We start from the raw sequence: 16,616 nt of genomic DNA, 5'->3' as shown, positions 1-16,616 counted from the left end.
ATTTTGAAATTAGAATTGAGCCTGCACTCCAAAAGTAAATGATGTTATGGTTGGATACCTGTTCCTGCTGTCTACACCAGGGTTTAGGCCAGATGTATTAACCTCAGGGTCTATACCATTGTAACCTGTAATTGTTAATACATTCATTACAGTACCATAAAGCCTTATTGATTTAAAGTAAGACGATTTAATTTTTTTGAACGAGTAGCCAAGTGTAATGTTATCTATCTTAACATAATCTCCATCTTCCACATAGTAGCTGTTAAACTCAGGCGCTATTGATGTGTTTAGTAATGTTTTTCCAAAAACCGGGTCTTTTACAGAGGCAAGGCGGTTATCGGCATAACCGTTCTGGGTACCTTCATAATTCATACGCGCTTCGTTAACAACCTGGAAACCAAAAGCACCACGAACGTTAATGCTTAAATCGAAATTTTTATACCTAACCGTATTAATCCAGCTGGCATACCATTTTGGCAAACCATTGCCTAATACCTGCCTGTCGGTAGGGTCGTGTGTAAAATCGTCATAGTTTACACGCTCTCCGTTTTTATTAAGGTATACCCATTTACCATCAGCATCTACATCTACCACTTTAAAGCCGTAAAAGTTACCAACCGGCTGGCCTACCTGAACCCTGTGCGATGACGTTGTCATACCTTCGTAATAAACATTACCGGTATCAAAATAATCGTACTGCGTCTGGAAAGCGCCATCTAAGCTTTTAAGCTTGTTTCTGTTAGTAGAGTAGGTACCCGTGGTAGTCCACTCAAAATCGTCAGTCTGCACCGGTACACCCGATACTAATACCTCAAGACCCCTGTTTTGCATGGTACCACCATTAGCAACTATTGTAGGGTACAAGTTTGGAGGTGTAGGTACGCTATAAGAATATAACAAACCATCTACGTTACGGTTGTACACATCTATAGATCCTGAAAGGCGGCCTTTTAACATGGCAAAATCAACACCTATATTGGTTTCTTTCTTTTCTTCCCACCTTAAGTTAGGGTTAGGGTTAGAGGCAGGGGTAATGGTTCTTACCCACTGGCCGTTAACAAGGGCAAAGTCGCCATATTGCAATAACGCTACACCCAGGAATGAGCCCGATGGCTGCGAACCTGTAACACCGTAACCGGCACGAAGTTTAATTTCTTCAAACAACGTTTGGTTTTTCATAAAGTTCTCGTTGGTAATTTTCCAACCCACAGACACCGCCGGGAAAGTACCCCATGCATTGTTTGTGCCATACAGCTGGCTTGCACCCTCGTGGCGCAAACTTGCCATCAAAAGGTATTTATCATCATAAGCATACGTTAAACGGCCAAAGAAACTTATTAAGTTAGCGTGGTTTTTAGAGCTGCCCATAGTGGCAAGGCCCAATGGAAGTGCCGAACCTGCGCCTATGTTATGCCATCCGCCAAAATAATCGTCCTGAAAGCCGTAGTTAGACATGTTAGACCTTTCTATATCCGATTCTATGTAGCTGTAACCACCCAGTACGCTAAACTTATTTTTATCGATAGTTTTATCGTATTTAGCGGTAAGCTCTGTTTGTTTTTCCATACGGTTAAATCCTGAAATAGACGAATATCCAGGAAAACCGTATACTGTTGCCGATGAGTGCTGCAGTGTTTCTGAGTACCCTGTGGCGCGGTTTTCTTTTACATACGAGAAAAGTGCATTAAGGGTAAGGTCTTTTATAGGATTATAGGTTAAGGTACTGTTGTAACGCACCTCAGATGTTTTAACATTACCATCGGCTTCATTTAAAAGTGCAATTGGACTAACATAATCCAGCTTATCTTTGTTTTGGTAGTAGGTGCCGTCGGCATTATAAATTGGATCCGTTGGGTTTCTTCTTAGTGCCTGCCAGTAAGCTCCAGAATTAAAGCTGCCTGCATCTGTGGTTGAGGTATATTTATTCTCTCTGCCTAAAACAGAGAATTTTACCATTAACTTATCATCAAACATACGGTGGTTAACCTCTACGCGGCCCCTAAAAGTAACATTGTCTGATTTTAGCATAATACCCTGCTGGCTGTTGTAGTTAATGTTAGCTGCATAGCTTGTTTTACTGCTACCGCCTCTTAACGAAAGGTTGTGTACGTGCGTAACCGGTTTACGGCTAATTTCTTTAAGCCAGTCTACATTATTGCCGTTATCGTACTGTGGATATAACTCCCTAAATTCCTGGCTCGAAAGCATATCCAGCTTGCTTGCAATGCGCGATGTACTTACATAGCCAGTATACTGCACATCATCAATTTCGCCACCTTTGGCTTTTTTGGTTGTAATTAAAACTACACCATTGGTACCACGTGTACCGTAAATTGCCGCAGCCGATCCGTCTTTAAGTACATCGATACTTTCAATATCCTCTGGTGCAACGGTATTAAGTGACCCGGGAATACCATCGATAAGTACTAACGGGTCTGAATATGCGCCGTTAAGCGTATTATTACCCCTAAGTTTAATAGAAGTTACGGCAGTAGGGTCGCCACTGGTGTTGGTTATGGCAAGACCTGCTACTTTACCCTGTATAAGCTGGCCGGCATCTTTTACCTGTCCCTGGTTAAAGTTTTCGGCCTTAACGGTAGCTACTGCACTGGTAACGTCGCCTTTTCGCTGCGTACCGTAGCCCACAACAACAACTTCGTCAAGCTGTGCCACATCTTCTTCAAGCGTAATACTAATGTCGGTTTGTCCGGCAACAGGTATCTCCTGTGTTTTAAAGCCCATAAAGCTAATAACCAGTACAGCATTAGGATCTGATACAGTTATGGAAAACTTACCATCTATATCTGTAGTTGTATTTTGTTGTGTGCCTTTTACCATAATGGTTGCACCGGGTAGGCCGAGGCCATCTGATTTAGAAGTAATTGTACCCGTAATAGGCGACTGAAAAGCTGCTGCTTTATTACTGCCAGCAGCGAATGTTGTACAGGAAAAGAATAATACACAAAACCAAAAGAGCATAGTACTTTTGGCTTCAGGCAATTTTAAATTGTAAATGTTTGTCATAAATGGTTTAATTAAGGATTTGGTTACGAAAACGATTTAGTGAAACATGCATAGTTTTCTATCAACAAATAGTTTTGGAAAACATTTTAAATGTTAAAAATACACTTAATCGTTGTAGTTCACAAAGTAATGGGCAAGTAAAAAAACAGAAGGGGGGTAAAATCGTAAAAAAAGAGGGGTAAAATGGTAAATTAGTATTTTTATTCCACTAAAAATATCTAATTTATAAATTTATAAGAATACGATGTCATTTTAAGGTTGCGCTTGTCCACAGTTTAGTAAAGAGCGGTACACAGTAATGCAATGATAAATTATTAGGATGCTGATACAATTTTGTCGCTGTAATTATATGGTGAAATTGCTAAAATAATACAATTATAAATAGTTGTCTATTTTAGATAATCTCAAATTTCATTACCGACTGCAAATTTATAATTCACACCATTATTTCACAACCTATTTTGTTTTTTATTAACGTCTTTTTTATTTGATAATATACCATATTACTATCAAATCTTTATTTATCATTGGTAAAATACATCGTTATAGTTATTATTGTTATTTTTACACTTAAAGTTATTTCTATCAAACAAAACAACGTGAAATTTTTTTTCTTCAGTTTGGCCATTCTTTGCCATAATATAGGTTTTGCCCAGCAATTTAACGCCTTTACGCCGGTAGAAAGTAAAAATACGCTTTCGGAAAACGCCGTACGTGGTATTAACCAGCTGCCGGATGGCCGCATGGTAATTGTAACTGACGGTATGGTTAATATTTATAATGGTGCTTCCTTTCAGTACGTACATTTAGATGCCCAAAAAATTTACCCTTTGTCTGGTTATTCTGGATTTACGCATACGTATGTAGAAAGCAATGGCCGTTTCTGGATAAAGAATAATGGAAAGCTAATGCTTATAAATATGTTTACAGAGCAATTTGAAGAGCATACCGATAGCGTTTTTGCAAGCATGGGTGTAAGCGAGCCGCTATCTGATTTTTTTATGGACTCAGATAAGAATTTGTGGATGCTAACCCGCAGCGGTAGGTTGCTTTATCGTAATAATAAGCAAAAAACAACAAGAACTTTTCTGAAAGGCGTTGCCACTACCACTGGCTCTAATCTGCTTTATGATATTGCGGTACTTAACAACCAGGTATTTTTATTTTATAAATCAGGTTTAATGGTTTGTTATAATTTGCAATCGGGTAAAGAGGTATACAGAGATAATTCGTTAGCGGGGCAGCTGCCCAGTGCCTACAGCCGTACTTTATTTGTTTTGCCTGTAAACAATAACATATATATGTTGCGTAATGGTAGTAAGGGGCTTATGCTTGCCTATAACACCAAATCGCGCCCGTGGAGTACCATACTTAAAACAGATTATTGGCTTAATTATCTTTCTATAGATACAAAAGGAAACATTCTTTTAAGTTGCAAAATGGGTTTGTGGGTTTTTAGTCCCGATTTGCAAAAGCGGCAGTTTATACCAACCCTGCGTATGGCAGATGGCAGGTCTATAGATACAGAGGTTAGTACTATTTATAACGACCTACAGGGTGGGCTGTGGGTGGGCACGCTAAATCGCGGCCTGCTGTATTATCACCCGGATCGTTTTAGGTTTAAAAATATCGGGAAAACTTTTTTTTCTGCCTTGCCTAACCAGGATTTAGCAGTTACCTGCTTTGTGCAGGACGGCAGCGGTAAAATTTTAACAGGCACCACAAAAGGACTTTTTTACAGTTTGCCCGGGATAGAAAAATTGGTGCCGTTTTCAGGCCAATTTTCTAAAATACAATGCAACGCCCTATTAAAAGACAGTGCGAAACACCTATGGCTTTGTACACCAAATGGCTTGTATTTTATTGAAGGAGATAAGATTAAACATTATCCTGTAGGTAATGTTACCTCTATAACACAGGCATCTAAAAATATTTTTTACTTGTGTACAGCTAATGGCCTTCTGCAATTTAATTCGGCTACAGGAGGCACACAAAAAATTAATGTTACTTCAATTAAAGGGCAGCAGATAAGCTCGGCATCGCAGGTTATTGTATGGAAAGACAACCTTTTAGGTATTTCAGACAAAGGGTTGTTTATATATAATGTTATTGACGAAACATCTGTTTTATCTAAAGCGGGAGATGATACCGCCGCTATGTTAAGGCATAATAACCAGCAATACAATTGCTTGTTTACTGATAGCAGGGGGCTACTATGGTTTGGCACACAAGATGGCTTAAATGTTTGGAATGAGGGTACAAAACAACTGCAAAGCTTTCATAATGCGGAGGGATTGGTTAATAACACCATAAAATCGGTTATAGAAGATCCGGATAATACTATGTGGGTTACAACAGCAAATGGCGTTTCTCATGTAAAAGTTAAACAACAGGAGGGTAAATACAGCTATGAGTTTAATAACTTTAATACGTATGATGGCGTTATTGGTAACGAATTTATAGAAAGGTCATCTTATATTACTCAAAATGGGCATTTGCTATTAGGGGGTATAGATGGTTATAATGAACTCGATCTTACCCATAGCCCTATCAACTCAAAAAAATTAAAACCTGTTTTTACAAGCTTTCAGCTTTTTGGTAAAGAGATTACTCAAAACGAAGTGCACCAGGGTAACCGTATACTAACCAATGCTATTGCCGTTACCAATAAAATTACGCTTAAGCACAACCAAAACTTTTTTAGCATAGGGTTTTCGGCGCTTAATTTTGTTAACCCCTCTCAAACCTATTACCAGTATTTTCTTGATGGGGTAGATAGCCGCTGGCAAAATACCAATGCAGCAGATGGTATTGCACGTGCTACATATACCAATCTTTCTCCCGGCACTTATACTTTTAAAGTTAGGGCTGCAGATAGTAACAGGCAGTGGATCGGCCCAATAACTACGCTGCAAATTACCATAAATGCCCCCTGGTTTAAAACACCTTTTGCGTTAGTATTGTACGTGGCTCTATTTTTTGGATTGGTGTTTATAGCCTTCAGAACATATTACAGCAGGTTAAAAAATAAACAACTAAGAGCCCAGCAGGAAGAGCTTAACCAGCTTAAGATGAGCTTTGTTACTAATATGAGCCATGAGCTGCGCACACCATTAACTTTAATACTGACACCTTTAGATGTGTTATTAAAAAAAGTTGACGATACCCAACTTAAACCCCAGCTTACCGGCATTTATCATAATGCCTTAAATTTATTAGGCCTTGTTAACCAGCTACTGGATTTTAGGAGGTTGGAGTCCGGTGAAGAAAACCTGCATTTAAGTTATTGCGATATTGGAGATTACATTGGGCAATTGTGCCAGCCCTTTACAGAGGCCGCAAATAGTAAAGAAATAGCGTTTAACTGTCAGTTTAAGTTTGAGAACCTCTGGCTGTATGTAGATAAAGATAAACTGGCCAAAATTATTAATAACCTTCTGTCCAATGCATTTAAATTTACCCCTAAAGGAGGCACTATAAATCTTACAGCCGAAAATATTTTTTTTGCTGAAAATGGCGAACCTGCAATTGCAATAACTGTGGCCGATACCGGTTATGGCATTGCTAAAAAAGATATTTCCCAAATTTTTAACCGTTTTTATCAGGCCGATAACCAGGTGCAGGGCAATACCGGCAGCGGCATTGGCCTGCATCTTGTAAAAGAATATATGCAAGTACATAAAGGCTATGTAGAGGTAGAGAGCGAAGTAGGTAAGGGGTCGGTATTCTCTTTATACCTGCCTGCCAATTTACAACCCGAAGGGTTCAAAGATGAGACACCTGCCTACACGACTAATAAACCAGGCCAGTTAAAAATTTTAATAGTAGAGGATAACCGCGAGTTTCGTGAGTTTATGGCTAACCATCTTAGCAGCCTGTATACTATAATTACAGCCGTAAATGGCAAAGAAGGTTTAGATAAGGTATTTAAAGAAATGCCCGACATTATTATAAGCGATATTATGATGCCCGAAATGAGCGGTGTAGAGATGTGCCTTGAATTAAAGAAAGATATCCGCATATCGCACATACCGGTTTTGTTGTTAACGGCGCGCTCATCTGATGAGGCCGAGCTGGAGGGTTACAAAGCGGGTGCCGATGCCTATATTGCGAAACCTTTTAACATGGATATTTTGCTGCTTAGGGTACACAATCTTATAGAGCAGCAGGAACTCCGAAAAACCCTGTTTAAAAAGGCTATAGTTGTGCAGCCCGAAACAGTAACTGTAACGGATATTGATGAAAAGCTTATTCAGAAAGCACTGCTTTGTGTAGAAAAAAATATATCAGACACCACTTATTCTGTAGAGCAGTTTAGCAAAGATATGAACATGGACCGTACCGGCCTGTACCGTAAACTGGTTGCTACAGTTGGGCAAACACCATCAGATTTTATAAGATCCATCCGATTAAAAAATGCTGCCCGCCTTTTATTACAGCGCGAGCATACCATTACCGAAATTGCAACGCTTGTAGGGTTTAATAACGCCGCCTATTTTAGCAAATGCTTTCAGGATGAGTACGGTACAAAACCATCTCAGTATTATAAGTGGGTAAACACTAAGTAAACAGTTGCTCTAAACTACCTGTATTTTTCAACCAGATTGGTATTCTTTTCAACATACGTATAGGCATTTTTTGCGCATAGCAAACTATATTTGACTTTTACTAAAACGTAATAGTTGTATTGTAGTTTAAACAAATATCAATCTATTAATTTATAACCAATAATTAAAATCCAATCGGCACGCAAGCAGTCTACTTACTCGCGTTGCCTAAAAGTACAATTATGAAGAATTTTATTTTCTCTTTACTATTTCTCTTTACGGTTTTCCAGGCCTTTGCGCAAAACCATCAAAAGACCAATCTTGGGGTTAAAGTCCATGCACAAAACATCGATCTGGAAGTTCAGTTCTACAGTCCCGAAACGGTTCGTATTATAAAATCACCACAAGGAAAAACATTCAAAAAAGAAAGCCTTACCATAATAAAAAAGCCGGCAAAAGCAGCCTTTACAGTTACAGAGGCTAATAATACTGTTACTGTAAAGAGTAGTGCAATACAGGTGGCAGTTAATACACTAACCGGAAAAATTTCTTATTCAGATACTGCAGGAAAACAACTGCTTACCGAAAAAGATTATGGTGCCCAGTTTACCCCAACCACAGATGCCGGCGAAAAAACATTTATTATACGCCAGGCCTTTATGCTGGAGCCGGAAGAAGCCGTATATGGCCTTGGTATCTATCAAAGGGGTAAGATGTCGCAGCGTGGGCAAAAGCTGCTGCTTAGGCAGGATAACCTCGAAGATACGTCACCTGTATTACAATCTGTAAAAGGGTATGGCATTTATTGGGATAATTATTCGCCAACTTATTACACGGATAATTTAGCGGAAACTTCTTTTGAAAGCGAAGTAGGCGATGGCATAGATTATTATTTTATGTATGGCAAAAATGCCGATGGTGTTATTGCTCAAATGCGCGATTTGAGCGGGCAGGCACCAATGTTTCCGTTATGGACTTTTGGTTACTGGCAAAGTAAAGAACGTTACGAAAGCCAGGCAGAATTGGTAGATGTGGTAAAAAAATACCGCGACTTAAAGGTTCCCCTGGATGGTATTATACAAGACTGGCAGTACTGGGGCGATAATTATCAGTGGAACTCGATGGAATTTTTAAACCCGGAGTTTCCTAACCCAAAAAAAATGGTAGATGATGTGCATGGTATGAATGCACACATGATAATTTCTATATGGGCATCTTTTGGGCCGCAAACAAAACCCTTCGGCATTATGAAAGATAAAGGTATGCTTATGGATTTTGTTACCTGGCCACCGCGTGCCGTTAATACCTGGCCGGCTAAACCTACAGACCCGCCATCGGGTGTAAAGGTGTACGACCCTTACAATCCGGAAGCGCGTAAAATTTACTGGGATTACCTAAATAAAGGTATCTTTTCGTTAGGTATGGACGGCTGGTGGATGGATTCTACCGATCCTGACCACCTGGATATTAAAGACTCCGACTTTGATAATAAAACGTACCTGGGTTCTTTTAGAAAAGTGCGAAATGCTTTCCCTTTAATGACGGTTGGTGGTGTGTATGATAACCAACGTAAAACATCGTCAGACAAGCGTGTGTTTATCCTTACGCGTTCGGCATTTGCAGGGCAGCAGCGTTACGGTGCAAATACCTGGAGCGGCGATATTACATCGAGCTGGGAGACGTTGGCAAAGCAGATACCGGCAGGGGTTAATTTTTCTTTAACAGGTATACCGTACTGGAACAGCGATATAGGCGGATTCTTTTCGGGTAAGTACCAAGGCGGGCACGATAACCCCGAGTTTAAAGAATTGTACCTGCGTTGGTTAGAGTTTGGTACGTTTTGCCCAATGATGCGTTCTCACGGTACCGATACTGCCCGCGAAATTTACCGGTTTGGCGCTAAAGGCAGCTGGGCTTATGATGGTATAGAAAAGTATATCAACTTAAGATATAGCCTGTTACCCTACATTTACTCAACCGCGTGGGATGTAACATCATCGTCAGGATCTATGATGCGTGGCCTTGTAATGGATTTTCCTGAAGATAAAAATGTGTACGACCTAAATAGCGAATACCTGTTTGGTAAATCGATCTTAGTTGCCCCGGTTACAACATCTATGTATTATGACAACAATAAAAAGGCAAACACTTTTGATAAAACAGGGTCGCAAAAGGTTTACCTGCCAAAAGGTACAAAATGGGTTGATTTCTGGACTGGGCAAACTTTTGAGGGCGGACAGACTGTAGATAAAGAAGTTCCGGTAGATATTATCCCGCTATATGTAAAGACAGGTACAATACTTCCGCTTGGCCCTAAAGTACAATATGCTACAGAGAAAAAATGGGATGAACTGGAAGTAAGGATCTACGCCGGTGCCGATGGAGAGTTTACCCTGTATGAAGATGAAAACGACAATTATAATTACGAAAAAGGCGCATTTTCTACCATAAAATTTAATTGGAATGATAAAGCTAAAGTACTTACCATAGGTGCTGCAACCGGCAAATTTACAGGCATGCTAAAATCACGTAAGTTTAATGTTGTGTTGGTAACGCCTCAAAATGGTACAGGTGCCAATAAATCTAACAAAACAGATAAAACTGTAGCCTACAAAGGCATGATGCAAACCATTAAGTTTTAATTTTTAAAAGCTTGCCTTTATAAACAATTGTTTGGATAGGCTAAGCTATAAAAAATAAGTTTGGAGTTCAATTATTGTTCGTTTTGTGTTTTTACACAAGTATGCCGGGGTGGTTCCCGGCATATTTTTTTGTATTAGATATGTCTACTGTAATTTGTGCATTACATTAATTTATGCCCTTACTCAGGCAGCAAAAAGCTACTACGTAAGGGCATAATTTTAACGTATCTTATTTTTTTGCAGCATTTACATCAATACCAATTTCAATGTCTTTGCTTATCATCCATTCTGCAGGGTCAGATTCTGTAGTTCCAAATTTAATATCCCAATCAGAGCGGTTAACAGTAAATTTAGCCTGTATGGTTACAGCGCCATTTACTACCGTAACTTTTGCCGGAAAAGTAACATTTAGGGCTTTGCCTTTAAGTGTTAAGTTACCGCTTACAGTTTTATTAGCACCCGTAGCATCATCTTTTGCCGGGGCGTCTAAATTAGCCACTTTAGTTATTTTAAAATCGGCCGTAGGATTTTTTTCAACATCAAAAAAGTCAGCACTTTTTAGGTGGCCTTCCAATTCAGAATATTTTTTATCTTTTTCGGTTACCGATGCAGGATCTACCTTAAGAGCTTGCATATCTATTATAAAATCGCCGGCGGTAAGCTCACCACTTTCTAAGGATACTTCTCCAGACTTAATAGCAAGCGTGCCCCAACGTGGCGCAAAACCCCCTTTATGAAATGCTTTCCACTCTACTTTAGATGATTCTACGTTTACGGTATAAACTTCTCCCTGTTTTTCTGCAACTTGTTGTTCTTCAACAGTTGTGGTTTCCTCAGAAGATTTTCCGCCACATGCCGTTAAAAATAAAGTAACTGCCGCCAATGTTAGTACATTAAATTTTTTCATTGTTAAATAATTTTAATTTATAAGTTGTTGTTAATTGTGTATTGTGCACACCAACTTTTTTTAATAAAAATAAAATTACAAAAAAATATTAAATTACTCTTGCAAGAAAAAGCTTTAAGACAACCCAAATACAAGTACATAACAGAACTCTTTTGCATAACAACAAAATAAAAGCCTTTAAATCTTTTAATTAGATAAACAACACCATTTACTTTAAAATACCTTGTAACCCTTAAAACAAATTACTTTTATGGAGTTAGTAGTTTAATGAACATAAAATGTAGCTTTAAATAATGCTAAGGGTAATACTTATCCCATAGCTTATTGGTAAACTTGTTTGTGGGGTCGAGTTTCTTTTTCAGTTCAAAAAACAAAGGGCTATCCGGGTATGCTTGTGCAAACTGCACTTGTGTAGCGTGCAATTGGTAGGGCAGGTAGTAGGTGCCGCCACAGGAAATTGAAGCATCTATAAGTTGTTGTGTCCACTTAGCTACAGCATCCTTATCTTTTTGTTCAGTGCCTTGTTTGTAATACAATACAAATGCAAAAACCTCTGTTTTTGCCCAGGCCAGTAAAGAGCCCGGGTCTTTATTGGCATGGCGTATAGAAATGTTTATAACGTTTACATTATTGTTTTTAAGTATGGTAGCCATTAAAGGATAAAACGAATCAAACTGCCCAACAGGTACAAAATATTCCTGCAACACATAAGTTGATTTTATTCTGGATTCCGGTTCCAGTTCTAACACATCGTAACTGGCTTCATAATTGCGCCACTCTACAGGGTTACCGGCATATAGGGCAGGGTCTAATAAATATTGCCGCATCCATTTGCCAAAAGAACTTGCCGAAATTACCTTAAAAGCATATTTATTTACATTGTATTTTTCGTCCAGCGGTTTAAGCCTGTCGGTTATTGTAACCTCTTTAGATGTTTGCCTGTACGATACCTCGCGTACTTTGTTGTAATTATTAGGGTAGATATTGGCGTTATGAAAAATTACAGTGGAATCGTTTTTAATGTTATCAAAAAAATACTCTTTATAGTCTTTAATGGCAAGCAGCTTATCGGTACGCTCCACCTTTACGTTATCGGCCAATTGCAATGTAACCTCTGTAATTACACCCAGGCCGCCATATCCGCCAATGGCGCCATAAAACACCTCCTTATTTTGTAGTGGGGTAGCGGTTACAATAGTACCGTTGGCCAACACAACCTCTATTTTTTTTACCGATAGTATAACAGGCCCCTTACCAATGTATCGCCCATGTACATTAACGCTTAACGACCCGCCTACGGTAAAGTTGGCGTAGCTTTGCATAATGCTAACAGATAGGTTATACGGGTCTATAAATTCCTGTATTTTTCGCCAGGTAATGCCTGCCTGTACGGTAATTTCTTTATCAGTCTCAGAAAAGTGAACAATGCTGTCAAAGCTTCGCATATCTATATGCAGAGCGCGTTCGGTAGCCGTTTGGCCTCCCATACTATAACGACCGCCACCAATACTAATAGGGCCATCGTGTGTTTTTACAGCACTAACTATTTGTTTTGTAGTGGTAGGCGCAATTATCTGGCTTACCGTAATGGGGTTTAGCTGGGTAACATCGTTAACAATGTTTAAGGAGTCCTGCGCTATGGCAGGGCCAAAGCAAAACAGTGCCAGCATTACTATTAAAATGTACGATTTATGCATAGAGTTAATCATTTTATATAGTAATTTTTTTTGGCTGAGTTGCTAATAATCAAATGTATACTATTTTTTGACTCTTACACATAAATTCTATAATCAGATTGCTGAAATTCAATCTATAGCAGTAGTTAGTATTTATCTTAAATATTTACTAACTAACTCAATATCAATATTAGAAATTCTAATATTGCACATTAAATGCTCTAATTTTCTTTGTTATTGCTACTAAAATTACGTTATTTGGCACAATCGTTGTTTTGTATCAATAAAAGTTATGTTAGAAAGTGTTAGAAATAGTGTGTTTGGTAAGTGCCTTCAGGTGCTGCTAATCGGCTATTTTTTAATCAGCAGCCTTAATGCATCCAATACGGTTACAGAGCTGCTAACGCAAAACACGCACATAACATCTGCTAAAGGTATTATATCCAACATCTTAAAAAAGATTTTTAAGTGCGATGGCTGTACCGAAGAATACGAAGAACTCGACGCCAAAAACAAGGCCGAAAAAGCCAACAAGGCTGCCGTAATCTTAGATTACTTACTACCAGATAACGCTTGTATTGCTGCTAATTACCTGCAAGCCACTATAAAAGATAAAGCTTTTATAGCCAACCCGGTATTTATATTTGGCTTTTACAGCAAAATATACCTGCCTCCTCCAGAATTTATAGCATAAGTATATCCCTCAAAATTTTTGTTCAGGATTTATAGAAATTACGTTCTATAGTCTTGTGCATGGGCATTTTGCCTATCTGCCTTATCTATTAATTTTCTGTACTATTACTATATATGACGCCTTTACAACGTTTTTATAATTTACTGCGCCTTGATAAGCGCGATGTATATCAAATACTATTTTATGCAGCGTTTGCCGGTTTGGTAAACCTGTCGTTGCCCCTGGGAGTCCAGGCAATTATTAACTTTATACAAAGTGGGCAGTTTAGCGTATCGTGGATTATACTTGTAATCCTGGTTACCCTGGCTGTAGGCTTTGGTGGGGTGCTAAATATAATGCAGCTGCGTATAGTAGAGAACCTGCAACAGCGCATTTTTGTGCGTTCGTCTTTTGAGTTTGCCTATCGCATGCCCTTAATTAAGTTTAAAGAAATGCACCTTAACTACGCCCCCGAAAAAGCCAACCGCTTTTTTGATACGCTTATGGTGCAAAAAGGCACGGCCAAGCTACTGCTGGATTTTTCTACAGCCTTTTTGCAAATTAGTTTTGGTATTATATTGCTATCCTTATACCATTCCTTCTTTATGGTTATAGGCCTGCTTTTTATTGCTATTTTGTACATCATCTTTAAATTTTCGTATAAAGATGGTCTGGAAACCAGCCTTAAAGAATCGAAATTTAAATACAAGGTAGCGGCATGGCTGCAGGAAATTGCCCGTAACCGCGACAGTTTCAGAAAAAAAAGGGAGTTTGAATATGCCCTTGACCGAAACGACAAGTATGTTAGCGAGTATGTAAGCTTTCGCGAAAAGCACTTTGGTGTTATGAAAAAACAGTACATACAGCTTGTTGTTTTTAAGGTTATTGTTACGGCAGCCCTATTATCTATTGGTGGGTTTCTGGTAATGAACCATCAAATGAATATTGGCCAGTTTGTGGCCGCAGAAATTGTAATTGTATTGCTTATCAACTCGGTAGAAAAAGTAATTTTTGGGCTGGAGTCGTTTTATGATGTGCTTACCTCGGTAGAAAAAATTGGCCAGGTTACCGATATGGAAACCCACGGCATACCTACCACCCACGATGTTAACAAGGGGGGCATTACTATTGAGACCGAAAGCATGGGGTATTTTTATCCGGGTGCCGAAAAGAAATCACTTAAAAATATCGACCTTAAAATTTCTCAGGGAGAAAAAATCCTGGTAACAGGGGCAAACGGAGCGGGTAAGAGTACCCTGCTGCGCCTGCTATCGGGCATACTGGAGCCCGAGAGCGGTGCCATGTATGTTACCGATGATTACATGAACAGGATGGACGAAGATACCTACAGGGCACAAAGTGGCACACTGTTGCAGGGCGAAACCCTTTTTGACGGTACCATTCGCAACAACATTTTGTTTGGCAACAACGCCATTGATAATGATGATTTAAAATGGGCACTGGATAAGGTAGAGCTCTCTCCGTATATTAAAACTTTTCCTAATGGGTTGGAAACTCACATTCACCCCAGTGGCAGCGAACTTTCGGCATCAGATATCCAAAAAATATTGCTGGCGCGCAGCATTGTGCACAAGCCTAACATTTTGTTTTTAGAAGAGCCTACCAGTATGATGGACGAGGCAACTTCGGATAAAATTATAGATTTCCTGTTATCTGCCGAAAATAAATGGACCGTTATTGTGGCTTCTAAAAACAACATTTATAAAGATAAATGTAACCGTATGATAGCTATTGGCGATGGTAAAATTATTAACGACATAAAGCTATAACATTATGCTCAACATATCTAAAGATAACAATATACTTATTACCCCGGGCAAATATGCCTCTATTACCAGCGTTGCCAGGAGGCCGCATTACAAACTGCTTAACAGGATTATTGTTGGTTTCCTGGTGTTTTTAGTGGCCTGCCTGTTTTTACCGTGGACACAGAATATAGATGGCCGTGGTGCCGTTACTACCCTTAAGCCCGACCACAGGCCGCAAACCGTGCATAACGCAATTGCAGGCCGAATTGAAAAATGGTTTGTGCAGGAGGGCGATTATGTAAACAAAGGCGATACCATACTATTTATATCGGAAATTAAAGAAGATTATTTTGACCCTAACCTTATATCCAATACCAAGCAGCAGGTAGATGCCAAGAAAATGGCGTACGATTCGTATGGCGAAAAGGTGGGTTCGCTGGAGGTTCAGGCAAAATCGTTACTTACAGAGCGTCAGCTTAAACTGGAGCAGGGCCGCAACAAAATTAAACAGGCACTGCTAAAAATAAAAAGCGACAGTATGGATCTGGAGGCGGTTAAAACGCAACTGCGCATTGCCAACACCCAGTTTGACCGTTCTACCGCGCTTAATAAAGAGGGCTTAAAACCTCTTACCGATGTAGAGCAAAAAAGGCTAAAGCTACAGGAAGCCCAGGCTTACATTATTACGCAGGAAAATAAATTGCTAAGCAGCAAGAACGAGCTTATTAACGCCCGTGTAGAGATTAACCGTATTACGGCAGAGTATGCCGAAAAGATATCTAAATCGCACAGCGATAAGTTTACGGCACTAAGCACCCAGTACGATACCGGTGCGCAGGTAAACAAGTTAGAAAACCAGTTTGTAAACTACAGTGTTAGAAACGGCCTGTATTACATTACCGCCCCACAAAGCGGCTATGTAAACCGTGCCTTGCTGGCCGGTATTGGCGAAACCATTAAAGAAGGTACCGGCATTGTTAGCATTATGCCTGCCGGTTACGATATTGCTGTAGAAACGTATGTAGACCCTATAGATTTGCCCCTGGTGCACCGTGGTGCCAAGGTAAGGGTTTGGTTTGACGGCTGGCCGCGCATAGTATTTTCGGGTTGGCCGGGCCTTTCTTACGGTACGTTTGGCGGCCGTGTGGTGGCTATAGAAAATTTTATTAGCACTAACGGCAAATACAGGATACTTGTATCGCCGGATAAAGACGAAGAAAAATGGCCTAAACAGTTGAGTATAGGTGCCGGTGCCGAGAGTATTGCCCTGTTGGATACCGTGCCTATATGGTACGAAATATGGCGTAACCTTAATGGTTTCCCACCAAATTTTTATAAGCCGGATGGGCAGGATAGTAATAGTAAGGATAAAAAATAA

At 39.5% G+C, this 16,616-nt stretch carries 8 protein-coding genes; 5 read left to right on the top strand and 3 right to left on the bottom strand.

The genetic code is table 11. The features are described from left to right. Nucleotides 1–9 precede the first annotated feature (9 nt). Nucleotides 10–3,024: a SusC/RagA family TonB-linked outer membrane protein gene (locus tag G509_RS22215; protein WP_207382683.1), complete on the bottom strand. Its 3,015-nt coding sequence runs from the start codon at nt 3,022–3,024 to the stop codon at nt 10–12. Nucleotides 3,025–3,623: 599 nt separating this feature from the next. Here G509_RS22215 and G509_RS0115130 point away from each other — a divergent pair. Both G509_RS0115130 and G509_RS0115125 read left to right on the top strand, forming a co-directional pair. Continuing rightward, complete coding sequence (locus tag G509_RS0115130; RefSeq protein WP_131450688.1) at nt 3,624–7,592, top strand: ATP-binding protein; 3,969 nt, start codon at nt 3,624–3,626, stop codon at nt 7,590–7,592. Between the two features lie 221 nt (nt 7,593–7,813). Continuing rightward, complete coding sequence (locus tag G509_RS0115125) at nt 7,814–10,213, top strand: glycoside hydrolase family 31 protein (protein WP_026992311.1); 2,400 nt, start codon at nt 7,814–7,816, stop codon at nt 10,211–10,213. A 229-nt stretch (nt 10,214–10,442) separates the two neighbouring features. Here the strand turns inward: G509_RS0115125 and G509_RS0115120 are convergent, their stop codons facing one another. Both G509_RS0115120 and G509_RS0115115 read right to left on the bottom strand, forming a co-directional pair. After that, entirely contained in the window at nt 10,443–11,120 is a 678-nt protein-coding gene (locus G509_RS0115120; RefSeq protein WP_026992310.1) for a YceI family protein, read from the bottom strand. A 296-nt stretch (nt 11,121–11,416) separates the two neighbouring features. Further along, a complete protein-coding gene (locus G509_RS0115115; RefSeq protein ID WP_026992309.1) occupies nt 11,417–12,817 on the bottom strand; it encodes an FAD-binding oxidoreductase in 1,401 nt (466 codons plus the stop codon). A gap of 271 nt (nt 12,818–13,088) precedes the next feature. Between G509_RS0115115 and G509_RS0115110 the strand changes: the two genes are divergently transcribed. The 3 genes from G509_RS0115110 to G509_RS0115100 all read left to right on the top strand — a co-directional run bounded on the left by G509_RS0115110 (nt 13,089) and on the right by G509_RS0115100 (nt 16,616). Continuing rightward, complete coding sequence (locus tag G509_RS0115110; protein WP_026992308.1) at nt 13,089–13,490, top strand: hypothetical protein; 402 nt, start codon at nt 13,089–13,091, stop codon at nt 13,488–13,490. A gap of 113 nt (nt 13,491–13,603) precedes the next feature. After that, nucleotides 13,604–15,259 carry a peptidase domain-containing ABC transporter gene (locus G509_RS0115105; RefSeq protein WP_026992307.1) on the top strand — a complete coding sequence of 552 codons (1,656 nt, stop codon included), beginning with the start codon at nt 13,604–13,606 and terminating at the stop codon, nt 15,257–15,259. A 4-nt stretch (nt 15,260–15,263) separates the two neighbouring features. Beyond that, nucleotides 15,264–16,616: an HlyD family secretion protein gene (locus tag G509_RS0115100; protein ID WP_026992306.1), complete on the top strand. Its 1,353-nt coding sequence runs from the start codon at nt 15,264–15,266 to the stop codon at nt 16,614–16,616.

It is taken from the genome of Flavobacterium subsaxonicum WB 4.1-42 = DSM 21790, assembly GCF_000422725.1.
Classification (GTDB): Bacteria; Bacteroidota; Bacteroidia; order Flavobacteriales; family Flavobacteriaceae; genus Flavobacterium; species Flavobacterium subsaxonicum.
This window is presented reverse-complemented; position numbering and strand designations above follow the sequence as displayed.